Raw genomic sequence first — 26,854 nt, forward strand, 5'->3', positions numbered from 1 at the left:
TCATTAAAAATAGTTACGGAAAAATGACCTGTACCTGCACTAGGCCCTGTCAAGTTGACCAATGAAATAATATAAAGTTGAATCTGTCTCTATGCGGCTTCACTCCAGTATTCATCTGGGGTGAGGCCGTTTCTTTGTGCTGAGCGGTTGTGGTGATTGAAATATTCGATTCCTTCCTCAACCAGTCTTACAAGCTCTTCGCAAGTCTTTGCTAGTGGATGGCGAGCCATCCACCGTAACTTGAATTCGTTCCACCAGCGCTCCATCGGTGCGTTGTCGTATGGTGTTCCTGGTCGAGGCATGCTACGTGTGACGTTGTTACGACCAAGAAAGTTGTTGAAGGCACCAGAGGTGTAGGCTGATCCTCGATCAGTGTGAACCAATGGGTGGACGTCGCCAGAAGACTCAAAGGCTCGTTGGAAAACCTCGATTTCTGCTGCTGACGTTTCAGTAGCGCTCAAATTGTAGGACAACAAACGTCGGCCGTAGAGATTAAGGACGCCACTCAGGCGCACCTTATACTTATTATTTACGCCGTAAGTCAGTTCCGTTGAATCGGACAACCAGACCTGATTAGGACTGTCGACGTCGAAGTTCTGATTGAGCACATTGTCTTGAATGTGCTGTTCGTTCTCCTTATGTCGACTGTGCTTCTTGACCCGAATTTGACATGTCAAGCTGAGCTCCCGCATCACACGACGTACCATCTTGAAAGTAACGGGGAAGTCAATTAGGTCATCATGTTGAAGATTCACTAAAGGAATCATACAAATTCTTTTTAATCTCGTCAGGTTCATTGACAGAATCTTCAAACAATTCTTGAATATCAACTTGCCAAGGATCAGCAAGCATTTCATCAATGGGCTTTAATACTTTCTTTTCGTCCATCTGAGTTACTCCTAACATTAGCTAATTATTTCAGGTTTAAATTAAAGGCATCTTTTTATAGTTAGTTATTCAAAGATTGTGATTAAGTTTAGAAAGAAAAACGGTGTAAAGCAATTAAAAGGATTTGTTTGAGCGCAGCGAAATCTAATACAATTTTTGGGGTATCGAAACACGTCAAAGTTAGTTGACGTGTAAGTGCGCATTGAACTAAAAAAACCTTTTATTTTAATGATCAAGTTAGCTATTTTTTAGCGTCATTAAACGGAATGAAATGAGTTTAATGCGCACTTACACACCACTCAATTTTTGGGCGTGATTTGTGCTTAAAATGTGTACCAGAAGTTGCCGGTGGCAACAACTTAACTAACCGCCCTTTGGTTGGTATAAACACAAAAAGGTTTAGTGAATAATCACTAAACCTTTTTGTGTTGTCAGAGTGTATTGATAAGTATAGATATATTCTATGGGTTATGGGTTACAACTAATCTATCATGGGCTGGTTAAAGCGAACTTAATTAGACCCTAATAGATTATTTGAGTTAACTGTAAAGTGGCTGGTAAATAAAAAGCTAGTTATTGCCCCAATTTGGATCGATAACTAGCTTTTTATTGTTGTTGATATAGCGAATTGCTAAGAATATTTTGTGAAGATAAGGTAATTGTACCGCCAAATATCCAAATAGATAGTATTATTTTTGACCTGTTTGCGAGTAATTGGTCTAATTGTGAAAAAGCCTGAAACTGACGTTTGTGAAACGCCGTTTCGGGCTTTTTTGGAGTTTGTGAATTGGGGTTGCTGCACAAAGGTCTGGAAACCGCGCCACAACAGGCAATTAGGATAATTCAACGTTATGTCTACTCCCTTTGGTATAGGAATTATGCTAATAGTATTTTCTTTAAATATTCTACGGTTAGCACATTATATTTATCTCTATGAATCATTCTGTGACAGTTAGAACATAAAGGAACTAAGTCATTTCTAGGATCTATATTTATTTCGGTATTGTTTAAATAGAGTGGGTTTTTATGGTGAATTTCAATAAATTCATGCCCTAGAGTGCCATACTTTTTTTCAAAATTAAATCCACAAACCTTACAATTTAAGCCGTGGATTAGAATGGCGGCCTGTCTGTTTTTGGTACTTCGCTCATAACGAGTACTATACACCTTTGTTTTTTTACCCTCTGTTACTAAAATACTTGTTAGTTCGGAGTAATCACGAATCAAAAAGTCTAAAACGTTTGCTATATCGTCATCTAGCCTTCTTAGAGACTGGATATTACCTTTTAATCCTAATTCATGAAGATCTTTTAATGAAATACATGTATCTATATTTTCAATCAGACGAAGTGTTAACCAAGGACCCTTGCTAGAAAAATCTATACCTGATGTACTATATTTTGAATCATCAATATGATACGAATAAATATCCCTGCCAATAACCTGTGTTTTTAATATAATTCTTTGAGTAGGTTTTGATTCATAGATATATATTATATCTCCTATAGAAACACTCTTGTTATTGTGCTGAACCCAGTGAATGGTATGTAAATCATTAAATGCATTTTTGGCATCGTATGTATTTGGATTTGAAGGTAATATAAATGTACTCATGTAATATCCACGCTTTCTATAAATATTCAATAATTAATTTTACAATCTACCTTGCGAAAACATAATCGCATACATGGTCAGGGTAGCATTATAATAATCGTGCTTGGTCATTGCTTTAGCAAAAATCCACTGTTCATGAAAAAACAATGAATCGTACCCTTGATTGAGATACCAACTGGTCGCCATTAGCAAGGGCGCACTAAAACTTGCGGACTGATAGTCATTGAGTGGTTTGCCGCTCATAGTATATCCTGCTGTGACAGTAGGATGCTTGGCAAAAAAGTGCAACATTGAAGTCAATGTTTTTTGTGCTAATGGGTCATGACTTTGGGCTAACAGCATAGGAACTCTACAGGCATTATAGTAGTAATCATTGGCGTATTTATTGGTAATATGTGCACCCTTTACAGAGCTTGCATTATGTTGAGTTACCCATGAAAAATCAGGAACTAAGCCTGATTTGTGCTGTTTGCTTAATTGAAACAGTCGGTTAAGCATCTTAGTTTTAATAACTAACCATTGACGATTGTGTGAAAAATCATAAAATTGTTCAAATGCCGTGGGCATTACATCAGAACTACGCATTAAATTGGCTGAATTAGACTCAGGAGTTGCCCAGTTACCAACTGTTAACACCTGAGTATGTTGGTTTGTTTGGATTTAGGTCAAGAATCTGGACACATTTTATGTATAATTTAAGCGACTAATTTTTCCTTTTCATTTGGAGTTAAATAATCAATGCTACTGTGAATTCGAGCACTGTTATAAAAGCTCTCAATGTAGCTGAATATTGCAGCATTTGCTTCTTAAAAATCCTGATAATGGTGTTGGTAAACCTCTTCTTTTTTCAAACTGGCGTGAAATGATTCCAAACATGAATTGTCATAGGGACAGCCACGCTTGCTATAAGAATGGCGAATATGGTGTTGCGCTAAGATCTGTTCAAAGCCAGCACTGCGGTACTGGCTACCCAGATCGGTATGCACAATTAAGTTATTAGTCGTCTTTCTAGTTTCAAAGGCTTGTTGAAAAGTGCTGATCACAAGATCAGCAGTCATATGACGGCTGATCTTATGGGCAATGATTTTACGTGAATATAAATCCTGAATGCTTGATAAATAACACCAGCCATTGGCTTTGGTGTGAATATAAGTTATGTCTGCACACCACTTTTGATTTGGACTGGTTGTACGAAAATCTTGCGCGAGTATATTTGAATAATCAGTCGCATCAATATCATTAGTTTGTTGATAATGCCACTTCTTGCGCGTGATTGATTTTAACCCCATTTGGCGCATTAATCGTTGAACTAGCTTAATACTGGCAGTCTTACCTTCTTTTTGTAATGCTTTTAGAATTTTAGGTGCCCCGTAGATACGTCTAGAATTAAAGTAAATGCGTTTAATCGACTGGCTAAGTGTCTTACGACGCTTGGCTTGTGGCGATACATGATTCTGCTGATGTTCATAGTAAGTTGAGCGTGGAACTGAGAGTACTTTACAGGTTTCTTTGATACTATGGTGCTTCAAATTAATATCAACGGCTGTCTGCCAGTCATCTGGGTTTACTTTTTGGCGAATATGGTTAAGGCTTTTTTTAAGATGTCATTCTCAATTTCTAGCTGTTTCAAACGTTTTTGCAACGCTAAAACATCTGATTTGGAAATTCCACTTCCTTTGTCTTCTTTATATAGATTAATCCATTTGTAAATAGTTACATTTGATACACCATATTCGTCTGTAAGATCAGCTACCGGGGCGCCATCCTGGTACAGCTTGACAATCATTTTTCTAAAATCTACTGAGTACTTTTTCTTGGTCATAAAAACACAATCCTTCCTATTATGGAATTATACTAAATCGTGTCCATGATTTCATACTACCTTCATAGGCCTTTATGCGTACCAGCTTTAGCTACTGTTTTGGTTAAAGCTGGTACGACCTCACTTATTCTTGCTATAACATTTGAATCCTTAATTTCATAAAGCTTTCTTTCATCAAGTGTTCTTTCAGAAATTAGATCTAATGTGATAGGAATTTCAAATGGTTTGTCATCTTCCACCGTAAGACTAGGTGAAATCGATATATTTTGTTGTTCATCGTTATTGCAATTCATATTTTTTAATTTTGATTTTTTTAGTACAAGATATATTATGATAATTACAAATAATATAAAAGTAAAAAACAAAAAACTTTTCATTAAACATCCCTCAATTCACTTGGTATCTAAATCATTATACCCTTTTAAATGCTAACAATAATATTTGTAGTTTATTAAATTTATTGTTAGTAGACTATTATCCAAAATCAATTTGATCGAGCATAGTTTCTCGACTGGCTTGATCTAGACCAAGATAGGTTAAGGTCATGGCTTCGCTTGAATGGTTTAATAAATGCATGACTAACCCAATATTATAGTTTGATTGCGTATAAACACGATACGCACCTATTTTACGCATGGTATGCGTTCCTAGATAGTTAATTCCTAGAAGATCACCAACTCGTGCCATAATCTTATAAAACTGTTTCTCCGTGATATGACGGTCAGGGTGTTGAATGGAAGGAAAGAGCCACTCAGAGGCTAGTCTATGATCAAGTAGCCATTGACGGTACAATAAGAGCTCTGTTTGAACTGGTTTAAGATACAAGGTATTCGGTTTACCAGTTTTTCGATCGTGAATGAACGCATTTTGTTTAATAGAACCGTCCGGATTAAAAATATCGGTTTGTTTTAAGCGCATGACATCACTCACTCGCAGTAGCGTAGCTTTGCCAACTTGAAAAACTGTATAGTTACGCCGGCCAGCTTTAAAGTTGTTGAGTGAGGTATCTTGCACCTCTTTGAGAACGTTTGAATCTTTGATGGGTAAGACAACTTGTTGCATAAGCTGTTAGTTCCTTTACTTTAAAATTAATTTAGTTGCAGAAAACCTAAAAATCGAATATTATAATGTAGTACGATGGTAAACTTAAAGGAGGCGGATTAGAATGAGTAATACTATTATTAAAAACAAGACAATTTCAACTCGTGTAACACCTGACATTAGTGAACGGGCTAAAGCTAATCTAGCAAAACAAGGGCTAACCGTTTCTGAGTATATACGCTTATCGTTAGTTAAAGCGGCCAATAATGAAGTTCGATTAGTCAGCTTTTTAGATTCTCCGGAAGCCTTAGCCGCTAAAAAAGAAGCAGAAACAGGGCAGGTCAAAAACATTGGTTCATTGACTGACTTTGAAGATTGGATCGATAAGTTAGATGCAAATTAAACAGACCAAATCTTTTGAACGTGAATTAAAAAAACTAGTCAAAAAACATTTTCCAATAACTGTCTTGAAACCTTGTTTAAAAGCAATTGTTGAACAAGATGTACTTGTTTTGAAACAGATTAAAGATCATGCATTAAAAGGAAATTGGCGTGGCTATCGTGAATTTCACCCTGCCAGATATGGAAACTATGGTAAAAATTATGACAACTGGATTGTTATTTATCAGCTAGATCATGATGAATTGATTTTGTTATTGGTTGCAACTGGCTCCCATGAAATCTTGAATCAATAGCTATAGTTTAGGGGCACTTATAAAAAAATAAATTAAAATAGCCCCCAACATCTAAATTATAGATATTGGGGTCTATTTTTTCGATGTTTTCGAGGGGCGATTTGTTAAAAATGGACCCTAATATTAATTTAAATGTTTCTGAAGTCGTATAAAAGATCAGATAGTGTCTGGTTTTTTTGTATGAAATTTAGTAAATACTTTCTAGTTATTATAAATTGTTCACCGGAACCTCTAACTTTAGTTGCTAATAGTTGCTCTTGATCAGGATTTGGTTCTGGGCCTGTTATTTGAAAACTATGGATTATTCGGTCACGCTGCTCTACAAGTTCTGAAAACAGACTAATTATATTTTCTGGAATAACATCGGAATATTGTTCTTTCATAACTTTATGCAGAATATTCCCTGAAGTTCGATCAATTAATTCCCACCAGTTGTGTTGATCACCACTTATTTTAAGTATATTTTCTATAATAAAAGCATTGTTGGAGTTAAAAACACTTATAGCAGAACCAAGAAGCTCCCTATAATCATCATTCGGTAATGACTGTCTTGTATATTTTTCGTACATTATGTTTCACCTCTTTTAACATCTAATATAGAAACGTAAATGATATAATGATTAAGTCGTTCGTCACCCTTGTCATGCGGAGAGGGGGTGAAAGCCATGTACGATTTAATCGACAACATATCTCAACTTGGCAATGCACTTATTATCGTGTGGTTTACGTGGTGGCTAAACAACCGTAAACATTGATATTAGTGTAATCGAACGACTCTAACTACGCAAAAAGCCTTCAGCAACTTAGGGCCTTGCTGAAGGCTTTTGTGTTTGTCATGTGCCATGCACTCGACAACATATCTCTAAGATTATTATATCATGCTTTAGATTAATTACTACTATTGGGTCTATTTGATAGTTATGGACCCTCGATAGTTTAGACTAAAGTATAAAAATAAGGAAGATGGCTAAAAGAAAACAACAAAAACAAGTCCCATAAATTGATATAAGTCGATTTTTTTTATCCTTGTTTGAAACTTTTAAATCAGAATCGTATTTAATTTGCTTTTTTTTGAGCAGTTTGGTCTTTAAAAGTTCCACAAAAAAAGTAAGGGATATCGCAAAAAAACCAATAGAGTCTGTAAGTCCAAGCATTGATAAATTATGGTCCATAATTGTAGCATATACACCAATTGTAAGACTAATCAATGCTATTGCTCCAAATACATTACGAAGTTTATCTATTCTTTTAAAAGTATGATAGTGTTTTCCGTATAAGATTGGTAAGTTACCATGTTCAATAACAAATGCTTCACGTCTTCTTATCTTCTTTGTGCTGTAAATATAAAGAAATAGAAAAAATAGTGTCACTAAGAGTAATAAATAAATAAAAGTAACCATGTAAAATCTTCTTTCATTATTTGAGTAGATATCTTTTTATAATTTTCCCATAAGATCAATAAAAAGCAAGGTTTCTATAGAAACCTTGCTTTTTATTTTTATACAGTTATTGCTAATACGCCCACTAATAAAATAGTAGCACTAAGTGCAAAAGCAAATGATGTCTCTGGTTCAGGAACTTTAGGAATTGCCTCTAACGCAGACGACAAGAGCGAAGATTTATACTTTTCAAGACTTATTGCAAAGTTTGCTGCATTCTTAGTTGCGTTGACTAAATTATCTAGATTGTTATTATATTTTTTAACATCTGTGGCTGTAACACCAACTGGGACAGAGGAACCAGTATATTTATGCATATGAATTTTTAGAGTTACGGCATACCCCAGGTCATAGGTGGTATTATCTGACCCTTTGTGTTTAATTGAAGATTCAAGTCGTAAAGTGAGGACATGTTCACCAGCACTAATATTGCTGGTTGTTGTAAGGGTCTAAACTTTCTGGTATTGGTGAAAGCCAATGCCAGTTTTTTATTGTCTTCTTTTGGGCATACAAAAAGGACCTCACAGTCCAATGTTATGATTTAAGCAACCAAACCAAATCGTACAAAGGAGATACTGTGATGCCCCAATTAAATTCTATCTTAAATCTTCTAAATATAACAGACACAAATATCGACATCTTAAATTCAAATGACAAAGTGATATTCCGTGGCAGTCAAAAGCTCCATATCAAGGTCATCGAAGGAAGATTATCGTATCGCTTGAAGAAATGTCCTAATTGCGGGTTCGATTGCTTAATCAAGAACGGAGCTAGAGAAACCAATGTCCGCTTAGGCAGCCTCAACGGTTCCGAATATCATTTGAAACTCTGGAAGCAGCGCTATTTGTGTAGATCATGTAAAACGACTTGTGGAGCACACACTAACCTGGTAGAAAAGAATCAATCAATGTCTCGTCAAATAGATCAACTGATCATACTTTTGGCAAAACAATCCTTTACCTTCAAATCCATCGCTATGATGCTGGGGATATCTGCTAGCACAGTCGCCAGAAAGATATATGGCAGACTTCAATTACCTAAAAGAGCACGTTTACTACCAAAGAATATCTGCATCGATGAGTTCAGGTCTGCCAATCATTTGTTTTCTTTTATAGCTTGCGATGCAGACTCTCACCAAATGATCACCCTTTTGCCCAATCGTCTTTCGATGAAGATAATCGAACACTTTAAAAGAGAGTATTCATTATCTGAGAGACAACAAGTCGAATCAGTCTCGATAGACCTGAATGCCAATTATCAAGGTGTCATAAGAAGATTATTCCCAAACGCAAAGATAATCGTTGATAGATTCCATATCGTTCAACTGGTCGGAAGAGCGCTGGATAAAGCACGTTTGTCTGTACTGAATAGTCTCAGTGACAAAAAGTCTCGTGAATACAAAGCTCTTAAAAGCCAATGGCGGATGTTCCACTTATTTGATGATGAATTGGATCAAGCCAACATTAGATATATCTTTGGTATCAACGAGTATATGACTCAACAGAATCTTGTAGACATTGGTCTTGATGCCGATCCAGTATTCAAAGATGTATACCAGACTTACCAGAACGTTCTACGTTCAATAAAATCTAAGGACCCTGAATTGCTTAAGCAAACATTGCAAGAATATAAAAACAATGGGAGCTCAATGGATACTGCTATAACCACTTTTAAGAACAACTACAAATATCTAGTCAACAGCTGCGAATTGCCATATTCCAATGGTCCTCTTGAAGGATTGATTGTAAAGATCAAAAAGCTTAAACATAACTGCTATGGGTTCTGCAATCTCCATAACTTCTTTGTGAGGATCAGATTTTAGGCCTCATCTCAAGATGTTTGAGGGCGATCCGTTAGGGTACAATCTAACGGATCAATTTTTGAAAGTTTATCAGTTAGTAATCATTGAGCCACAAGCTGTAGCCATGTTGTCAATATCGCCGTCCCAATCATTAACAGCATCTTGCTGAGAATCCAGCGTTTCTCTCCTGCAGTATTCTCTACTGGAGAAATATTAGACAGAGGAAAAACCAACAATTTTTTGTGCCGAAATTCTAGCATCATCTGCACAATGGTTAAGATAACAAACAAGACAATTGATGTCCACAAAATCATTACACGGACACTATCGTCCAAAGAAATTATCAGAAAATCGTTTATTGAATAGACTATCCAGCCACCTAAGAAAAACACCAATGATAAAATCTTTGTTGTGCTTTCCAATTTGACTAATTGGTTCACCTTCTTAAATAAAGTTGGATTTTCACCCAGATATTTAGCTACTTCTATATAGGCTTCACTACGCTTTTGATGCGAAGCTTGTCGCCGTACCAATATTGTCAAAAAAAGAGAACTTAATAACACTGTGAATCCAAGCACACCAAGCATTAATTGTAACAACCCCAATTAATCGCCTCCTTAAAAGCTAAGCAGCAATGAATGTCGCTGGTAATAGTTTAGCAGTCGTTCCAACAAGCGTAGCCGCTACTTCTGGAGCCATAATAATTGTTGCTATTAATACAACAGCTCCTGCCGCCAAAATCAACCCAATGACGACAAGACTAGTTATCTTGGTTTTTATCACAGCTACTCCCCCATAATTTTTATGAATATTAAACGACAAGTTAGTGCCATTCTATAAATATAGACCCTACACAAACATATTTTGTAAAAAGCCTTTTTTTGTTCTTTCAACAAATCTAACTTACGCTGATGAAGAGTGATAGTGTTGTCTAACTGTTTGAAAAATAACCCAATTTTTTGTTGACGACTTTTGTCTCGCACTCTTCATTATTTATCACGATGATAAAAATCTTTTGTATTAAAGAAGTCATTTAGAACCGTGTTCTCACCAATCATTGTTTCATGTAAACGAATACCATCGACATTTATCCGCGCATTACGATAATAATCATTTGTTAATTGACCCCATGATGTCTTTGACGCATCAACATTATCGAAAATACTGAAACCGCTACTCTTAAGATAAGTGTACTTTGCATTATCATTTGTATAATTTGTAAATGAGCCAATATCTGCTCCAAATGGGAAAATCAATACTGGTGTTTTACCAACAATTGGTTGTACTTCCTTTTGCCAAAGTGCAGTGTCCTTTTTGATATGATCAACACTGGCCGTAGTCATATTTATATGACCCCAGGAATGCGATGCAAACTGCCAACCTTCCTTTTTCATAGCGTTAGCAACCTTTGTCGCTTTCTTAGCTTCGCGATGTGTCTTTTTTGTATCACCATATTGACTCTTTGATGAACGATAACCTAGCACCCCATTATAACCCGTTTCAGCAATCACACCCTTTGAGCCACCGTATGAGAAATCTGGATGCTTTTTGATGAAGGTATCAATAATCGGTACCATGTCATAATCACCAATTTTCTTCTGACCATTATTGGTATATTGATTTTTAACATCACCTTGCTTATTGACGACTAATTTATCTGCAAATCCAGAATTCTTCATATACTCATAATAGTTAACATCATCCTGTGATATAATTAAAGGCTTCTTGCCTTCAGGTAATTTGACTGGTTTGAAAGTCACCTTCCCTTGTTTATCAATCGAAATGATATCTTTAAAGTTAATTAATACATAGCCATTATCATATAACTGATTCAGCATCGGCATAAATTCGTCGATGGTCGCCATATAATCTTTGTATCCCTGTGCCTGCTCAGATGAGAAAGCTTTACCAGGATCAACAATTAGTGAATGATAAAAAAGATGTGAAATTTTTGTCGGATCATCCCACGTGACCAACTTTGACTGTTGCTTATTAATACTCTTTTTTAGATGATCAACTGTTGTTCCTTTGTGCCCCGATAACACTGATTTTGCTTCTTTATATTGGTACTGTTGACTTAATGATTTTGCCTGCTTTACTGCCTTAGTTGTTTGACTATCAGTTTTTACCTGCTTTACTGTCTTAGTTGTTTGACTATCATTTTTTGTAGTCATAACATCATCATCAATATTGCCATATAACCATAAGCCTGCCCCCAAAATCAACCCAATGACGACAAGACTAGTTATCTTGGTTTTTATCACAGCTACTCCCCCATAATTTTTATGAATATTAAACGACAAGTTAGTGCCATTCTATATCTTATTACCTCAAAAATAAAATTATTCGTAAATTGCTTTAGTTGAAACCTTAAGGCTTACATTAACTTTTACCAGAATTTCCACCAACGTTTAATAGCTCTATTTGTGTGTATGCCATCTTTATTACTACCAGATTTAACAATCTTCTGTTTAGCTATTTTGCTTTTTTTATCTTGGATGTTAAAAAGATCATTTCCGGTCGACAAGTTGTCGTTAGTTTTTTGAGTTAGTTGCCCACTTAGCTTTTGTACATGATCTTTTAATCGACGGTTATCTGCTAATGTTGCTAATTGTAATTGTTGCTGCTGATCCACCAATTTTGTTAGATGATCTATTTGTCGGTCTTTGGTCGCAAGCTGTTTGTCACGTTGAGACTTTAAATCTTCTATTTCTCTTCTTAGAGTGGCAATTAGCTCATTATTTTCTTTGCTAGTCTTTGTCACTTTTTTGCTACCTGTTTGTTGGGTATTTGCTACCAAAGGCTTTGCTACCTTGTCCCTAACAATCCTTTCAGCTGTAAGGCTGATCATGTTTGTACCTTGACTATCTTTTTGTCGGTTCTTTGTTGGTAGTCTTTGGTAGTGGTATTGAATAGTTTGTTTAGAGACCTTCAATTCGTCAGCAAGTTCCCTAATAGTTTTAGGCATGATTTCCAAACCCCTTTCGGAGTTCAGCAAGTGCTTCTGGTCTTGCTTGATCTCTTATTTTTTTATCGTGCTCGGCCTGTTTATCAGCCAATGCTTGTTTCTCAGTAGAGCCTAAAGTTAACCCCTTAACCTTGTCAATGGCGCGCCATTTTTCCTGCTCTGTTAATTCACCATTATGCTGAATGTTAAAGAGTTTTTGACGTTCATCTTGAAATTGACCTTGTGAGAAGTGAGGTATACCTCAAAATTCCGTAACTATTTTTTTAGCTATTCATTTGATTTCAGAGCATCAATCATATCGATGCCCTTTAGTTTCCTGTGGGTCACGAGCATCACGATGATAGTGAACACGATGGTTAACAGAATCGAAGTGACATAGCCTACCACGCCAATTGTTAACGGGAAGATCACTTCGTCGGTCATCGCTTGTCGTAGTATGAACCACAACAAGCCATTACCAAAGGCGACACCTAATATGATACCAAAGATGGTTAGGACAATATTCTCACGCACAATATACATCGTCACCTCGCGGTCAAAGAAGCCCAACACCTTGATTGTGGATAACTCACGAATACGCTCCGAAATGTTAATGTTGGTCAAGTTGTACAACACGACGAATGTTAATAGACCGGAGAGTAGGATGAATACCGCGACAATTGGACCTAAGTTAGCAATCTGATCGTCAAGTACCTTCTTTTGCTCACGGACGAAGCTGACGTTCACGACCTGCGCATCTTCGAGCAGCTTATGACCCAAATTATCTTCCTGATTTGCTGAGAGCTGATCGTATTTCAACAGCCAGGAATTTACCGCTGGTTTACTCTTCATGACCCGCTCATAATAAGATGGCGTCATGTACATAAAGTGGCCCAGGTAATTCTCCGCCACCGCGGCCACCTTGACTCGTACTGTCTGGTTGTCACCGTTCACTACGTTGAACGTATCACCCCGTTTAACATGCAATAAACTTGCGGCTTTTCGCGACAAAAGCACGCCTTCATTTGTCAGCTTGGCGTTAACCTTCAAGTATCTGTCAAAATCCGCTTTTGCTGTAGGGACCATCACATTGACAGACTCAATGGTCTGCTTCTTGTTCTTGATGGTCACCGATTCGCTGTGCACGGGTAAATGGCTTTCGTGTTTAGTCTCCTTAGCTAGAATACTTGCTAGCTTATCCTGATCGGTGTTTTCGGTGATAGCCGAAATCGCCCGGTAGGAGATTACCTGGTCGAACTGTCTCACGCTAGTCTCCGCAATCGAGTCTCTGATACCAAAGCCGGTCAATATGAGACCTGCACCACCGGCAATCCCGACGATTCCCATCCACATCCGCGATTTGAACCGAAACAGATTCCGATAACTAACCTTACGGTTGAAACTTAGTCTGCTCCAAAGTGGTTTAATTCGTTCCAGTAGAATTCGTTTACCAACCTTTGGCGTCTTAGCGAGCATTAGGTTAGCTGGTTTCTCTCGGAGCTCTCGATAAGTCACTAGCAGGACTGCGCCAAGCGTGGCAAATAAGGCCAAAAGCACCGCTAGCAAGATAGTTAACCATTCAAATGTGACTGTTGTCTCTTTAAAGACGAACATGTTGGCCATCATTCTAGTCACGATTTTCGGCAGCGTAGTAATGCCAATCACACTCCCCAGAACAATACCAATAACGGCAGCGATGAGCGCATAGAACACGTAGTTTCGTTCAATCTCCCTCCTGTGGTAGCCGAGCGCCTTTAGCGTACCAATCTGGGTCCGCTCCTCCTCAACCATTCTGGTCATTGTGGTAAAAGTAATCAGAATGGCAATTAAAAAGAAGAACAAGGGGAAGACATCTGCGATGACCGAAATCTGTTCCGACAAGTCGCCGTAGGCTGAATAACCGGATAGAGCCGTGCGCTCATTCAGCTGATACTTAACGGGATGATCCGTCAACGATTGTTTATTAGCGTTCAACTGACTAAACGCCCGATCCAGTTGCTGTTGTTGTGCCGTCAACTCTGGTGTGGTAGACTGGCGGCCGCCACTAGCTGCAGTAATCTGTGCCTTTGCGGCAGTTAGCTGTTTTTGTGACTGTTCAATTTGCTTAAGCTGCGCGGCAATCTTCTTTAAGAGACTATCCTGCCGTGCTTCTGCCCTACCGGAGAATACCTGCTTAATCTTTTTAGTTTCCTGTGCCACCTGGGTTTGATAGTCATCCTTAAATGGATTCAATGCTGCCAGGCGGTTAAAGCGAAAACTAATCTGACTAGGCTCTCTTTGGGTGAAATTGTTCTGTCTGAGATAGACAAAATAGTCGACTGTTCCCTGACTAGAGCTCGGCCTAGAGTGCTTGTTCACGAACTGCGGTGAAGTTACAAACCCCACAATTTTGTATGATTGCTCCTTTAATAAATCGGTTTGAACCTTAACGTTCTCACCAATGCGATACTCCTTTTCTTCGCGAGCCAGATCATCAACCACAACTTCGTTGGCCGACCGCGGTAGCCGCCCCTTCGTCAGGCGCGGCAGATTCAGTTGTCGCTCGGCAGAGTATGAATAGAATTGCAGCAGGTGCTTACTGTCCGTATCAACGGTCGTGACAATCTTCTCAGCTTCGACTACAGCACCCTGAACCCGCTGGGCAAGCTCTTCATCTTTTGTCGTCAAACCAGCAGTGGACACCAACTGAACGTCACTCGCGTGTTGGGTATTCAGATAGATCCGTGCATTCTTGTACAAGTCGGGTCCGGCAGACTTGATACCGACGAACAGAAGTACGCCGAGCAGAATAATCAAAACTATGGCAATGAAGCGTCCCCGACTAGCTGCAATCTTTCTCAACAGCAATTTAGTTTGTAGTTTACTCTGCATAATTACCACTCAATCTCTTCTACTGGGACTGGGTGCTCGTTTAATTCAATCTTTCTTACCTGTGCGTCGTTAATGTAGATGACCTTATCGGCCATTGGCGCGATGGCCGAGTTGTGGGTGATAATGATCACTGTTTTTTGCTGCTTGCGACTCACATCCTGCAGGAGCTTCAAAACCTGCTTACCAGTCTCATAATCTAGTGCGCCAGTCGGTTCATCTGCTAGTACCAGCTTCGGATTCTTTGCCAAAGCGCGCGCAATGGCCACACGCTGTTGCTCACCACCCGATAATTGCGCCGGGAAGTTATCCAATCTTTTGCCGAGGCCCACCTCTTGTAAAACAGTGGTGACATCGAGTGCATCACTAGTGACCGCGGAGGCCAGCTCCACATTTTCTAATGTCGTGAGATTTGGAATCAGGTTATAGAATTGAAATACGAAGCCGACATCTGTCCGGCGATACGCCGTCAGCAAACGGTCGTTCATTTCGGCAATATTAGTTCCATCGACATAAATCTCCCCGTTCGTGGGTGAATCCATCCCGCCAAGAATGTTGAGAATCGTCGACTTGCCAGCACCGCTTGGACCAAGAATCACCGTTAACTCTCCTTGGTCAATCGTAAAGTTGATATCCTTATTAGCAATTATCTGGGTTTCGCCCATTTGGTAAATCTTATTCACATGTCTTACATCAATATATTTTGTCATCTTGCTCCTTCGCTATGAGAATTGGTCCTACCAAATCTTCAGAACTTGATCGCGGCGCATATTGGACAGGTTAAATTGATGCACGTTCTGCTTCTCGTTTGGCGGAAAATCTTTCATAAAATCCAGGATGTTGACTAACCCTGTACTGTACGTCCAGACACCCTTCTCTTTTTTGATTGGGCCAATCAGCTCATTTCTGAGCGGTTTAGCAGAAATCAAGAAATGTTTGTTGTGAAACTTAAAAACAAAGAATGGTAGCTTATATTCAGCAATTAATTCTGCATCCGTCTTGGCCAAGTTAATCACATTACGGTATGACCCGAACTTCCGTGAGAAATCGTCATTAAACGAGAAATAGAAGTTACTGATATGCACCCCAGGAAAGTTCGTTGCTGTAACCTGATCCGGGATGGCATAGACGTTGTTGTACTTAAACAGATTGCGCTCACGTTGAGCCAGCGCACTATCCATGGCATTTGGTGTAATCGAGATTACACCCTCCGGAACTGTTGGACTCTCCTCGTACCAATCATACATCTTCTTAATGACATCGGGCTTTACCCAGTGGTATTGCACCCGTACCTCGTTTCTGGATAATAGTCCCTCAAGCGTATTGTGCTCCATTAAATCAACCACAAAAAGCTCGTAGTGATACTTATCGGCCAGTGGCTGATACCGCTCAATTGATCCGGGCGCCACATGCGTGCCATCGACAATGACAGTTTCACCACGAGCCATCTTCCCCTCTACCAAACGGTCAACGAGTTCCCTTGTTTCGGCGTTTGCTTCCTGGGTGATGATGTGGTGTAACTGCTGGCTAGGCTCATCGAAACTGTAGGTTAAGTTCCGAAAGAGTAATCTGATTTCATCTTGTGAGATAGTATACGGCTGCAAATGGTGCCGTGAAATGAAGGACGATTTTCCAGAACCAGGCGCTCCCCGTAATAAAAATAATTTTCGCACTGTTTCTTCCTCAATCTTCTAGTTATGTCTAAATTTTAGCATAAAAACGGGCAAAAAAAAGAAACGATAACTATCGTCTCTTACTTTTATTACTCAAAGTAACTAATGAACTCTACTATTTCAGTTCATCTTCTGACACTGAATTAAGTTGGGCCTCAATATCCGCGGTGATTTCCTTTAGTGTATCTCCCTCAAATGGTGATGCCAAGTGGCCAATCTGCAGCAATTCCATCATCGTCTTTGAGCCACCTGCCTTGGCCATTGCTAGGTAATCACTCCAAGCGGCCTCATCGTGCTCAACCTCGCGCCGTTTCCAGAACTGTTGGGCCACAACCTGGGCAATCGTATAATCGATGTAGTAGAAAGGCACATCGAAAATATGGCCCTGGCGATACCACCAAGTACCCCGCTCAAGGTCAGGATCGGCAGAATAATCCTTGTAAGGCTGGTATTCCTGCTCCAGTTTGCGCCAAGTAGACTTCCTCTCTTCCAGTGTCATTTCCGGATGAGTGTAGACCTCATATTGGAAGTGATCAACCAAAACACCGTATGGTAGGAACGTCATCGTACCTGCGAGATGACTGAACTTGTATTTCGGTGTTTGCTCCTCGAAGAAGAGCTTCATCCAAGGATAGGCCATGAATTCCATGCTCATGCTAAAGAACTCTGCAGCTTCAGTCGTTGGGAACTGCATGTCAGGCATCTTGATCCATTGCGCCATATATGTTTGGAATGCGTGTCCCGCCTCGTGCGTAAGCACATCGACGTCACCCATCGTGCCGTTAAAGTTGGCAAAAATAATTGGCGCGTGCCACTTCGGAATAAATTCGCAGTAGCCACCGCCTTCCTTGCCCTTTTTGGTTACAAGGTCCATCGTCTCATTGTTCACCATGAAGTCAAAGAAACGACCAGTTTCAGGCGACATTTCATGATACATCTGGTTGGCTTTTGCCACCAGCTCCGCCGGCGTGCCCTTCGGAGTGGCATTTCCCGTTGGAAACTCCAGTCCGAGATCAAAGTAGTCCAGCCTATCCTTACCAAACCGCTTGGCCTGACGCTGGTAGAACCTCGTCACTGCTGGTGTGACGTATTGCTTGATCGCCGCACGATAGTCATTGATCATCTCTTGGTCATAGCCAAACCGGTCACGGTTAGCAAAACTCATCTCGGCAAAGTTAGCAAAGCCAGATTCGTGGGCAATCTTAGTCCGGAGCTTAACGAGCTCGTCGTAGATGCGATCAAAGTCGGTCTCGTGCTCAACGAACCAGGCGGTCCGGGCCTGAGCCGCAGCCTGCCTGACTTCTTGATCCGTGTCGACCGAGTATTTACCAAGTTGTGATAAATTCAGCAACTCTCCCTGAAATTCAATCTCGGCGCTAGCAATTAACTTATTGTATTCCGTATTCAACATACTCTCTTTTTGGTAGTCCGGAATCAATTCTTGTTTGAACGTTTTAACTTTATTCTGCGCCATCAGCACAAAGGGCTCTAGGATTGTTCCGTCGGCAACCAGGTCATCCCGAAAGGGTGACGCCAGAACCGCTCTCGCAAAAGCAGTCTGTAAGTCCTCAACGTGGGGAAAATTTGTGTTCCAGAAATCATTTTCCTGACTGTAGAACTCGTCACGTGTGTCGATTGTATAACGGAAGCTGGCTAGCTCCTGATAAGAAATCACATCGCTAAAATAGCCATTAATCTTCTCCACGGCTAGTTTCGCGCTGGCAAATCCACCGGCGTTCTGGAAGTTGGTGAGTTCAGCTGTCACCTGCTCTTTCAACAATTCTAGGTCGGGGCGTACGTATTCCACTTCGCTTAATTTAGTCATCAATCTACTCCTCGCTTATTAATTGTTCTCATTATACTCTAAAAATACCACGCGTAAGCGGTGGATTATTAAATAAAACTTTTTCGTGAAAACGTAGACAAAATATTTGAATTACTAACTTTTTGTAAGTATAGTAATGTTGTAAGTAAAATTTTTGAATATTCAATGATGGAGGTCATAACGATGACAGAGAAGATTAAATCAGGTATTTCAATGGTCAAGGTCCTTGAGGACTGGGGTGTCGACCATGTCTATGGTATTCCTGGCGGTTCATTCAACAGCATCATGGACGCACTGCATTCAGAACAAGACAAAATCAAGTTTATCCAAGTGAGACATGAGGAGGTAGGTGCATTAGCAGCTGTCGGTGATGCTAAGATCTCCGGTCAAATCGGTGTGGCAATCGGTACTGCTGGACCAGGTGCAACCCACCTATTACAGGGTCTATACGACGCTAAGATGGATCACGTACCAATGTTAGCGTTAGTCGGCCAAGTTGGCGCCCAGGCAATGAATACCGATGGGTTCCAAGAAATGGACGAAGTCCCAATGTTTGGTGATGTCGCTGTTTACAACAGAACGGTGATGACGCCAGAATCACTGCCACACGTTGTAGACCAAGCCATCAAGCATGCCTACGAGCAAAAGGGACCTGCAGTTGTTGTTATTCCTGTCAGCATGGGCTGGGTTGATATTGATGATACGTTTAAATCTACCGCCGCAAACTACACTGTTAATTATCCAGCACCAAAAGATGATGATCTCCATAAAGTACTGGACATGATTAAGGCAGCAAAACGGCCTTTAATTTATATTGGCCAAGGAGCAAAACGCGCATCGACTGAAGTACAAGAATTTGCGCAGATGTATTCACTACCAATTACATCAACTGCACCAGCAAAGGGCATCGTACCGGATTCAAATATTGCCTATCTGGCTAGCGCAGGCCGGGTAGCTACGAAACCAGCTGTTGAGGCGCTGCCCCAAACGGACCTGATCTTCTTCGTTGGTTCAGACTTCCCATTTGCACAGTACTTCTTCAACCCAGCTGCCAAATTCATTCAGATTGATATTGATTCATCGAAGTTTGGTAAGAGACACCATACGGACTTGGCAATCATGGCAGACGCTAAGAAGTCGCTCCAGCGTTTAATCGAGTTAGGCGAGCAACAGCCTGAATCTGCTTGGTATAAAGCAAATATCGAGAATAATAAGAATTGGAAAGCTTGGGTTAAGAAGATGGGCGAGAGCACGATAACCCCACTACGAGTTGAGCCAATCTTTAAGGAGATTAACCGGATTGCAAAAGACGACGCTATCTTTACCGTTGACGTCGGTAATGTAACAATCGATGGTCTCCGCTTCCTTGACATGAATCCAAAACAAAGCTTCACTACTTCCGGTTGGTTTGCAACTATGGGCTACGCAATGCCAGCAGCAATTGGTGGCCAACTCAGTTACCCCGACCGTCAAGTCTTCTCAATCTCCGGTGATGGCGGCTTCGCAATGGTTGCACAAGATATCATCACCCAGGTGAAGTACAACTTACCAATTACCAACGTGATTCTTTCTAACGAATCATTTGGCTTCATCAAGGCAGAACAAGATGACACGAAACAAAGCCATTATGGTGTAGATATCGCTGGCGCTGACTGGGGTGCAGTTGGAACTGCGCTTGGTGCTAAGGGCTTCACGGTCCACAACGTTGACGAGCTACACGAGGCATTTAAATTTGCGAAGGACACAAAGATTCCGATCGTAATTGATGTTAAGATTGCAGATGAGCGCCCACTGCCAGTGGAACAGCTCCAACTAGATCCTGATAACTTCAGTGCAGAAGAAATCAAAGCCTTCAATGAGATTTACGATAGCGCTGATTTAGTACCATTCTCTAAGTACCTCAAAGACTTCAATGCATAATTAATCCTGTCAAACATGGCAACATTAAAAAAACTCGAATCCATTTAAATTGGACTCGAGTTTTATTTTGCCCTACCTGATTACAATCAACACAATTGCGCCAATCATGAATGCGAAAGCCAGTAACATCATCAATACACCGTGGCGGGTTCTGTTGTCTCTAAATGCCTTAATTGCCATGAAAAAGTCGACCACGCTCATTAGAACGACGAAGAGAATGCCAAATATATATGTATCCATTATTTTACCCTCAAAAAAAAGGATGAAAATCAGTTCATCCAATAATAGTTTAGCGTTTTAATTTATCAATACGATCACTAATCTCATCACCAGCACGCCTGATAGTCCGCTTGGTATCTTCGTAGATATCTTGTGATTTATCCTTAATCTTGTCTGTGTCGATGTTCTCGGCCTTTTCTTTCACCTTCCCTGCGACGTCCTTCGTCGTTTCAGATACCTTCTTGAAAGTGTCGCTCTTCTTCACATCTTCTACACTCTCAGTAATCTTATTTTTGATTTTATCGAAATCAAATGCCATTGCTGCTACCTCCTAATCATTCTTACCAATCTCTATCATCTGTTCATCTGCACCACGCCGACATTCAGCCTGCAATGTGACGTGATTGATTGTAAACTTATTATACAATTGCTCGGCAACTTTGTCATAGATTGTTTCTAGCTCACTAACTGTCATGGCAGAATCGACATTGATATGCGCATCCATCATAATTTGCTCACCACTGAAGCGCCAAATGTGCACATGATGGATATTTTTGATTTCCGGAACCGCTAACACCGTCTCCTTAACCGCTTCAAGCGCAATATCCGGATTAGACTCCATCAATATGTTAATACTCTCAACTACTATTCTGACTGCCTCACGTAATACAATGAGCGCAACCAGAATCGTAATGGCAGGATCGAGCCATGTAATATGCCAGAACTTGATGAAGATTGCAGCAACAATGACCCCCACTGAGGAAACGGCATCTGATAACATATGCAAAAAAGTCGATTTAACATTTAGATTGCGTTTGCTGTCGGCATGCATCACGACCATGGAAATAAAGTTGCCTAGTAGTCCAACGATGGACACTACCAACATCACATTGCCACCAATCTCCACCGGCTCGCTGAACCTTCTTAAAGCTTCGACAATCAAGAAGCCGGAAATGACGAGCAAGATGATTGCATTAGTAAAGGCAGCAAGAATCTCCGCCCGTTTATAACCGAACGTCTTCTTGCTATTCTTGTGCTTTTGAGAAATTCTGTGGGACACGAAGCTCAGTAGGATTGCCCCCACATCTCCTAGATTATGGACCGCATCTGACAAAAGTGCGAGGGAACCAGAGACAACGCCACCAATAAATTCGGCCAACGTGATTACCACATTAAAGACAGTAACCCAGAGAAATTTTTTAGATAATCGATCGTGCATGTTCGCCCCTTCTTAGCTATTTTATCAGCCGTTATTTTTTACTTACGACCTCAGTATAGCAAACTGGACGAAAAAAAGAAGCTAGCTAATTACCCTAGCTTCAATATCAATTTCTGGACAACGGTGTGCTTGACGGAACTTATCAATTGCTCGTTGCATTTTCTTCTTCGCAATCACAGTACGATAAACCAGATCATATGCGTGTTCATCATCACAATTATCATATTCCAGGATGGTGACAAAGGCTGAGTTCTCATAGATTTTCTGGACACGGCCAGTAAACTCCTTCTCCATCACTCCGTTTGGTTGACAAATAACTAATTCTCCGACTTTAAGTTCTGACATAAACAACACCCCTTTCTATTTAACACATATTATACTTATGGTTTAGATAAATCAAAAGCCCTGTCAATAAAATGTAATAAACTACATTGTTATTTATTGATACACATTTATACTTATAGTCGGACCGGAAATGATGAAAATCCCTTATTATTCACGGTTTTGAGCAATTGCTTCTTCGTCGGATTTAACACTACAAGTTATTATCAGAATTATTTTTGTTATGTAACAAAATATACTGCAGGAATACCGCACACTCTCGTCATAGCAAAAATCTAATAAGCGTTATCAACTCGTGATTTTTCGGATCAATTTACTTCCCTTCAGCAGGAGCAACTATAATAAATAGTATTATACAAATGAGAAAGATACGTTCGTCTTCGCTGGGAAAACAGCTTTAGCTAAAGGTCCCTTGTGAAGCAAATTGATTTATACAGATAAAATAAGAAAAATGGAATTCTACACTCCTCTAGAAGGTAGAAGTTCAAACTTAGTTGCAAAGATTATGTGGCTGAGCATCTTTACAAGTATTATTAAACTCTATTCTGACCCTTTTGTCATCGATTTTGGGGTACCTACTTTTTTTATTTTTCCGAAAAATCCGGAACCCCAATAGATTGAACATTAATTATCCTATAATAATGAATTTTTTATCATTAACTGCCTAATCATGTAAAATATAAGTAAGCAGATAGGATGCTACCAACATTTATTATAGGAAAGGTGATGACATGCAGTATTCATTATTATTTGAGAAAGATGATCACCTCAAATATCAAATTATTCGCACAATTATTCATCACCCAGGTATGACCGTCAGTCAGAACCATTTATTCAGTCAACTAGATTGATCACCCTATAAACTCGAGCAATCGCTAAACGAACTGAATGCCGACTTCATCAGTCTTGGCCACTCCACAGACACACACATCGATTTAACGCAAAAAGGAATCATTCAGGGCTTTAAGCTGAGTACGTTATTACTACAAGAGCTAGGTCTCAAGTACATCAACAAATCACCCTTATTTACCGTATTGAAATACGAATTTTTCTACGACCAAGCCGTTACGAAGACTCGCTTTAGAGAATAAAATTACCTTAGAAGGATACGCATAAGACACCGGAAACGCAGGCCTTTCTTGATACTCAGGCTAAGACGCTCTCAGCTGCGACTGGGTTCGTCTCCTTTGACCCTGTTGTGCCAGACGGTTATGTGTTAGCAGACAAGTTGCTCTACTCTCATATTTTTACCTATGTGGGGAAACGAGCAGAAGGTGGTCTACATCCCCGTGGTTCACCAAACTGTCCACATGGATAATGATTGGTTAGACTATCTCACTAACCTTAGTTACGAATTCTATGACTCACAGGACCAAGAGATTAACGAAAACTTCGACACTTACAAGATTGCCTGCTTACAGGAACGTGACTTAGCCACCAAACAAACTAGGTATATTCCCTACTCTGGTCGAATCAATGGCTTACGTTTGACCAAACTACCTACTGTAGAGCTCCCGACGTTGCCATACGTGAAATATTTCGTCAACAACGTTACAGAAACACGCTCACTCGGTGGCTTCTGGGTCAGCTTTTCCTCGAATTATCAACTAGTAGATGGTGCGTTGCTCGAGCTACCACCTGAGAACATTCGGGTAACCATCAACAAGCAAGCAAATAATGAGACGGAGAAACCGGTAATGGCAATCCTGGCGAATCCGAGAACCCTGGTGATAAACCGGTGGATCCGACTGAGCCAGCTGAACCACCCGAATTGGTTATTCCGGAGAACCCACCAGAGACAGTGGCACCAACGATTCCAGCAGTGCCAATTACTCAGCCAGATAATCCAGCAACTGTAACAACACCAACAAAAGTAGCACTCGTTGATCCGCAACCAACACCTGTACTAGAACGGGATCTGGTTTCCAGTCCAACAAGTACTCCAAATTATGTTGCGCAAACCACACCGACATCGGCGGATAGGATGGCACCAGACGTACCGTCTAAGGAATCCAGTCGAAATAGTCAGGTCGGTCCCAGCTCCATCGTTAAAATTCAGCTACCAAAAACCCAAGCTGCAGTTGCCATACCTGCTAACTCCGACAAGAAGCATCAGAAACCGGATAAACCAGAACCAATGATTGCCTACCTTGGCGGAGGAGGCAGTTCAGGAGTAGCCTTACCTGGTGGTGGTACTGAATCATCCCAACTTGGGCTATACTTTGCTAGCCTCTCGGGTGTGGTGAACTTTGGTTCCAGATAGTATCAATCCTAGAGATGAGCCCATAAAAACTAGAAATGACGATGCTGATTAATTACATATCAGTGTCGTTTTTTTCTTCACTAGAATATTCCGGAAAACAAATAGAATAATATTCTAAATGAAATGCATGAATAATTTTTTTCAAGTATACTGTAGTCATAAGGAATGGTATTCAAGATGATTAATATTAAGAAATTTGTTAGTATTCGTAAAAAACTCGGTCTATCACAAACGGAATTATCTCAGGGCATATGTACACAGGCCACCCTCAGTAAGTTCGAAAACCTCGGCCGCATTCCATCAATTAGAATTATCACGCAACTCTGCGACCGCATGAACATCTCATTAAGCGACTTAATGGTGGACGCCACCGTCACCGCTGTTGATGCACTGTTTGACAAGGCTGATTTCAATCTCATTACCTATGATTATGATGCAATTCGAAATATTCTCAGCCAAATCGTACCTGAGAAGCTCACTGCTTCTGAAAAATGGCATTACAATTATCTGAAGGGTAGTGTGGCGCTATATGACGAGCATGATCTAGTGGCTAGCCTATTCTACTTCAACACCATTTTAACTGATCCAGAAATAGACGATACAAGCATTTACTACCTTCTCGCATTATCTGGCTGTGGTCAAATATACGAGAAGAAGAACGACGTCGAAAAGGCAGAGCATTATTTCAACATCGTCTTTGACAGCGTGATGCATAAGCATATTGATGATTCACACTCAGCAATTCAGATCCTCAGCATTCTCTTGAACGGCGGTGTCTTCTATGCACAAAAGCAGGACTACGATACGAGTAACTCGCTCCTCAACTACGCGTACCATACGTGTTCGGACAACCACATCACATATTATCTTGCACGGATCATCTACCAGCTGGCACAAAACGCCATTGCGACTAAGCAGCCACAGCATCTGATTCAGGAATATATCAGCGATGCTCGCGCATTTGCCCGCCTAAACAACAACACTACTCTACTCCAGAAAATTGCAGCACTCAACAAGAATTGAGTTGCATGATTCTATTAACACGTTATCATTGCCTTCAGTTTCTCATTTTGTCATGCTTGAATTAGATAAAATGCACTGGAGGTTTTTTTGAATGCTGAAATATTTCAAGGTTGACCAGAATGGACTCAAAGAAGCACAAGGGCAAGATCATAACATAATCCTTTTAGAAGAGGAGCACGACCCGAAATACACGGATCAATTAATCGAAAAATATGACCTCCCAAACGACCTCTTCCTGGGTTCCAATCTGCCTGAAGAAGTGACACGGTTGGAGCACCTCGAAGGAACGAAGCTAAATAACCCAACTTCTCTCGTCCTCATGGATTTGTCCGCCAACATGGAACATTCGATTGAAGAACGGCTACAGCCCCTCTCATTTATCAAGTCCGACGAATTATTAATCCTACATATCTGTGAGAACTCCGATTTCTTCGAACGACTCCTAGAGAAATTCGGTCCCCAAATCACGAATTACACCGAGTTTGTTGCGTGGAGTATCTTTCAGATTTCGACCCACTTTCTAAAGGACCTACAGGAACGTAAGAAGATTATTGACGATCTGGAGAATTCCGCTAAGACGACCGCAAAGAATGAGGAGCTTTTTCGCATGATCGATGCTGAACGCAACATGACATACCTCCAGGAGACACTCAATAACCAGCATTCCACGCTGAAAGAACTATTTGAAGAGACCGATTTCGTGGCAGAACTCGATAACGCAGGCCTGATTTACGACATTCAGCTCCGTGATCGGCAGGCAAAGAAGATGGTTGATGTCTATACTAGTCTGATGGAGAATATCAGCGGTTTATTCACAGATATGATGAACAACAATCTCAATCATTTGATGAAATACCTCGATTCACTCTCGATAGTGCTATCCGTTCCCGCGCTGATTGGGACCATCTGGGGCATGAATGCGGGTGGCCTCCTGTTTAAGAAAAGTAGTTATGGCTTTCTCATTATTTTAGCAATCTCGATTATCCTAGGCGCATTAATGGCGTTACACCTGTACAAGAAGGATTATTCTAAATGAACGATTTAGGAAAATCCTGTTGACATTTTAATTATAAAATAATATATTAGAAACATCTATATTAGAAACATCCACTTAATGAATTAAGGCAGCAAATGGTTAAGGGATAATAAATTTAGGAGTATTGAACATGCAAGATTTGTGTACTGCTCAATTACAATTAAATACCAATTTCTTTTTCGACTTCTTTGGATAGCGATTTGCATCATCGGGTGCAAA

At 40.2% G+C, this 26,854-nt stretch carries 30 protein-coding genes and 4 pseudogenes; 8 read left to right on the forward strand and 26 right to left on the reverse strand.

The window, feature by feature from the left end:
- Positions 1 to 89 precede the first annotated feature (89 nt).
- From LA20533_RS01985 to LA20533_RS02015, 9 genes and pseudogenes are all read right to left on the reverse strand, one after another.
- The gene (locus LA20533_RS01985) at positions 90 to 767 is read right to left on the reverse strand and encodes a DDE-type integrase/transposase/recombinase (protein WP_082611571.1); all 678 of its coding nucleotides are present in this window, start codon (positions 765 to 767) and stop codon (positions 90 to 92) included.
- Positions 739 to 888: a hypothetical protein gene (locus tag LA20533_RS08510; protein ID WP_162254394.1), complete on the reverse strand. Its 150-nt coding sequence runs from the start codon at positions 886 to 888 to the stop codon at positions 739 to 741. The genes LA20533_RS01985 and LA20533_RS08510 overlap by 29 nt, the downstream gene beginning before the upstream one ends.
- Before the next feature lie 876 nt (positions 889 to 1,764).
- Positions 1,765 to 2,502 (reverse strand): HNH endonuclease, encoded by a 738-nt coding sequence (locus LA20533_RS01990; protein WP_056946531.1) that lies wholly within the window; start codon positions 2,500 to 2,502, stop codon positions 1,765 to 1,767.
- Between the two features lie 39 nt (positions 2,503 to 2,541).
- Complete coding sequence (locus LA20533_RS01995; protein WP_075362778.1) at positions 2,542 to 3,138, reverse strand: glycosyl hydrolase family 8; 597 nt, start codon at positions 3,136 to 3,138, stop codon at positions 2,542 to 2,544.
- Between the two features lie 59 nt (positions 3,139 to 3,197).
- A pseudogene (locus LA20533_RS08985) lies at positions 3,198 to 3,299 on the reverse strand (hypothetical protein); the annotation flags it as partial.
- 9 nt (positions 3,300 to 3,308) lie between these two features.
- A complete protein-coding gene (locus LA20533_RS02000) occupies positions 3,309 to 4,082 on the reverse strand; it encodes an IS3 family transposase (protein ID WP_141322582.1) in 774 nt (257 codons plus the stop codon).
- Positions 4,067 to 4,324, reverse strand: coding sequence for a transposase (locus LA20533_RS02005; protein ID WP_056946535.1), 258 nt, complete (start codon positions 4,322 to 4,324; stop codon positions 4,067 to 4,069). Before LA20533_RS02005 ends, LA20533_RS02000 begins: the two co-directional genes overlap by 16 nt.
- Positions 4,325 to 4,386: 62 nt before the next feature.
- On the reverse strand, positions 4,387 to 4,701 hold the full coding sequence (locus LA20533_RS02010) for a hypothetical protein (RefSeq protein ID WP_056946537.1): 315 nt from the start codon (positions 4,699 to 4,701) through the stop codon (positions 4,387 to 4,389).
- A 97-nt stretch (positions 4,702 to 4,798) separates the two neighbouring features.
- Positions 4,799 to 5,386 carry a site-specific integrase gene (locus LA20533_RS02015; RefSeq protein ID WP_054745453.1) on the reverse strand — a complete coding sequence of 196 codons (588 nt, stop codon included), beginning with the start codon at positions 5,384 to 5,386 and terminating at the stop codon, positions 4,799 to 4,801.
- A 103-nt stretch (positions 5,387 to 5,489) separates the two neighbouring features.
- On the opposite strand from LA20533_RS02015, the gene LA20533_RS02020 reads away from it, so the two are divergent.
- Positions 5,490 to 5,768 carry a plasmid mobilization protein gene (locus LA20533_RS02020; protein ID WP_003625288.1) on the forward strand — a complete coding sequence of 93 codons (279 nt, stop codon included), beginning with the start codon at positions 5,490 to 5,492 and terminating at the stop codon, positions 5,766 to 5,768.
- Positions 5,758 to 6,060: a type II toxin-antitoxin system YafQ family toxin gene (locus tag LA20533_RS02025; RefSeq protein ID WP_003572735.1), complete on the forward strand. Its 303-nt coding sequence runs from the start codon at positions 5,758 to 5,760 to the stop codon at positions 6,058 to 6,060. The genes LA20533_RS02020 and LA20533_RS02025 overlap by 11 nt, the downstream gene beginning before the upstream one ends.
- 128 nt (positions 6,061 to 6,188) lie before the next feature.
- Here LA20533_RS02025 and LA20533_RS02030 read toward each other — a convergent pair whose 3' ends face one another.
- From LA20533_RS02030 to LA20533_RS02040, 3 genes are all read right to left on the reverse strand, one after another.
- Positions 6,189 to 6,629, reverse strand: a complete 441-nt coding sequence (locus LA20533_RS02030) for a hypothetical protein (RefSeq protein ID WP_027821369.1) — start codon at positions 6,627 to 6,629, stop codon at positions 6,189 to 6,191.
- A 372-nt stretch (positions 6,630 to 7,001) separates the two neighbouring features.
- Entirely contained in the window at positions 7,002 to 7,460 is a 459-nt protein-coding gene (locus tag LA20533_RS02035) for a hypothetical protein (protein ID WP_056946539.1), read from the reverse strand.
- 98 nt (positions 7,461 to 7,558) lie between these two features.
- On the reverse strand, positions 7,559 to 7,816 hold the full coding sequence (locus LA20533_RS02040; RefSeq protein ID WP_056946541.1) for a hypothetical protein: 258 nt from the start codon (positions 7,814 to 7,816) through the stop codon (positions 7,559 to 7,561).
- A gap of 263 nt (positions 7,817 to 8,079) precedes the next feature.
- Between LA20533_RS02040 and LA20533_RS02045 the strand changes: the two genes are divergently transcribed.
- On the forward strand, positions 8,080 to 9,321 hold the full coding sequence (locus LA20533_RS02045) for an ISL3 family transposase (protein ID WP_054745449.1): 1,242 nt from the start codon (positions 8,080 to 8,082) through the stop codon (positions 9,319 to 9,321).
- A gap of 80 nt (positions 9,322 to 9,401) precedes the next feature.
- Here the strand turns inward: LA20533_RS02045 and LA20533_RS02050 are convergent, their stop codons facing one another.
- From LA20533_RS02050 to LA20533_RS02085, 10 genes and pseudogenes are all read right to left on the reverse strand, one after another.
- Positions 9,402 to 9,905: a hypothetical protein gene (locus LA20533_RS02050; protein ID WP_056946543.1), complete on the reverse strand. Its 504-nt coding sequence runs from the start codon at positions 9,903 to 9,905 to the stop codon at positions 9,402 to 9,404.
- A gap of 19 nt (positions 9,906 to 9,924) precedes the next feature.
- Positions 9,925 to 10,035, reverse strand: a pseudogene (locus tag LA20533_RS08515) (glycosyl hydrolase, family 25 (GH25)); the annotation flags it as partial.
- Between the two features lie 114 nt (positions 10,036 to 10,149).
- Positions 10,150 to 10,280: pseudogene (locus tag LA20533_RS08990) on the reverse strand (restriction endonuclease subunit S); the annotation flags it as partial.
- Between the two features lie 9 nt (positions 10,281 to 10,289).
- Positions 10,290 to 11,564, reverse strand: a complete 1,275-nt coding sequence (locus LA20533_RS02055; RefSeq protein WP_056946545.1) for a polysaccharide deacetylase family protein — start codon at positions 11,562 to 11,564, stop codon at positions 10,290 to 10,292.
- Positions 11,565 to 11,689: 125 nt separating this feature from the next.
- Positions 11,690 to 12,268 (reverse strand): DUF536 domain-containing protein, encoded by a 579-nt coding sequence (locus tag LA20533_RS02060; RefSeq protein ID WP_056946547.1) that lies wholly within the window; start codon positions 12,266 to 12,268, stop codon positions 11,690 to 11,692.
- A pseudogene (locus LA20533_RS02065) lies at positions 12,261 to 12,497 on the reverse strand (replication initiation protein); the annotation flags it as partial. The pseudogene LA20533_RS02065 and the gene LA20533_RS02060, both read right to left, overlap by 8 nt.
- A 38-nt stretch (positions 12,498 to 12,535) precedes the next feature.
- Positions 12,536 to 15,118 (reverse strand): ABC transporter permease, encoded by a 2,583-nt coding sequence (locus LA20533_RS02070; protein WP_054745446.1) that lies wholly within the window; start codon positions 15,116 to 15,118, stop codon positions 12,536 to 12,538.
- A 2-nt stretch (positions 15,119 to 15,120) separates the two neighbouring features.
- Positions 15,121 to 15,825: an ABC transporter ATP-binding protein gene (locus tag LA20533_RS02075; RefSeq protein ID WP_056946549.1), complete on the reverse strand. Its 705-nt coding sequence runs from the start codon at positions 15,823 to 15,825 to the stop codon at positions 15,121 to 15,123.
- A gap of 27 nt (positions 15,826 to 15,852) precedes the next feature.
- Entirely contained in the window at positions 15,853 to 16,788 is a 936-nt protein-coding gene (locus tag LA20533_RS02080; RefSeq protein ID WP_056946552.1) for an AAA family ATPase, read from the reverse strand.
- A 115-nt stretch (positions 16,789 to 16,903) separates the two neighbouring features.
- Complete coding sequence (locus LA20533_RS02085) at positions 16,904 to 18,613, reverse strand: M3 family oligoendopeptidase (RefSeq protein ID WP_054745444.1); 1,710 nt, start codon at positions 18,611 to 18,613, stop codon at positions 16,904 to 16,906.
- Positions 18,614 to 18,796: 183 nt separating this feature from the next.
- Between LA20533_RS02085 and spxB the strand changes: the two genes are divergently transcribed.
- Entirely contained in the window at positions 18,797 to 20,533 is a 1,737-nt protein-coding gene (spxB, locus tag LA20533_RS02090; RefSeq protein ID WP_054745442.1) for a pyruvate oxidase, read from the forward strand.
- 72 nt (positions 20,534 to 20,605) lie between these two features.
- On the opposite strand, the gene LA20533_RS08520 is transcribed toward spxB, so the two are convergent.
- The 4 genes from LA20533_RS08520 to LA20533_RS02105 form a co-directional block, all read right to left on the reverse strand.
- Positions 20,606 to 20,773 carry a hypothetical protein gene (locus LA20533_RS08520; RefSeq protein WP_156408174.1) on the reverse strand — a complete coding sequence of 56 codons (168 nt, stop codon included), beginning with the start codon at positions 20,771 to 20,773 and terminating at the stop codon, positions 20,606 to 20,608.
- A gap of 49 nt (positions 20,774 to 20,822) precedes the next feature.
- Positions 20,823 to 21,071, reverse strand: a complete 249-nt coding sequence (locus tag LA20533_RS02095) for a hypothetical protein (RefSeq protein ID WP_054745440.1) — start codon at positions 21,069 to 21,071, stop codon at positions 20,823 to 20,825.
- Between the two features lie 12 nt (positions 21,072 to 21,083).
- Entirely contained in the window at positions 21,084 to 21,971 is an 888-nt protein-coding gene (locus LA20533_RS02100; protein ID WP_056946554.1) for a cation diffusion facilitator family transporter, read from the reverse strand.
- Positions 21,972 to 22,052: 81 nt separating this feature from the next.
- On the reverse strand, positions 22,053 to 22,316 hold the full coding sequence (locus tag LA20533_RS02105) for a hypothetical protein (RefSeq protein ID WP_054745438.1): 264 nt from the start codon (positions 22,314 to 22,316) through the stop codon (positions 22,053 to 22,055).
- A gap of 1,286 nt (positions 22,317 to 23,602) precedes the next feature.
- On the opposite strand from LA20533_RS02105, the gene LA20533_RS02110 reads away from it, so the two are divergent.
- The 4 genes from LA20533_RS02110 (at position 23,603) to LA20533_RS02125 (ending at position 26,635) form a co-directional block, all read left to right on the forward strand.
- The gene (locus tag LA20533_RS02110; RefSeq protein WP_156849153.1) at positions 23,603 to 24,172 is read left to right on the forward strand and encodes a hypothetical protein; all 570 of its coding nucleotides are present in this window, start codon (positions 23,603 to 23,605) and stop codon (positions 24,170 to 24,172) included.
- Positions 24,115 to 24,576 carry a hypothetical protein gene (locus LA20533_RS08525; protein ID WP_141322561.1) on the forward strand — a complete coding sequence of 154 codons (462 nt, stop codon included), beginning with the start codon at positions 24,115 to 24,117 and terminating at the stop codon, positions 24,574 to 24,576. The genes LA20533_RS02110 and LA20533_RS08525 overlap by 58 nt, the downstream gene beginning before the upstream one ends.
- 177 nt (positions 24,577 to 24,753) lie before the next feature.
- Entirely contained in the window at positions 24,754 to 25,599 is an 846-nt protein-coding gene (locus LA20533_RS02120) for a helix-turn-helix domain-containing protein (RefSeq protein ID WP_056946560.1), read from the forward strand.
- A 91-nt stretch (positions 25,600 to 25,690) separates the two neighbouring features.
- Positions 25,691 to 26,635: a magnesium transporter CorA family protein gene (locus LA20533_RS02125; RefSeq protein WP_054745433.1), complete on the forward strand. Its 945-nt coding sequence runs from the start codon at positions 25,691 to 25,693 to the stop codon at positions 26,633 to 26,635.
- The last annotated feature ends 219 nt before the right edge of the window (positions 26,636 to 26,854 follow it).

Origin of the sequence: Amylolactobacillus amylophilus DSM 20533 = JCM 1125, assembly GCF_001936335.1 — a bacterium.
Classification (GTDB): domain Bacteria; phylum Bacillota; class Bacilli; order Lactobacillales; family Lactobacillaceae; genus Amylolactobacillus; species Amylolactobacillus amylophilus.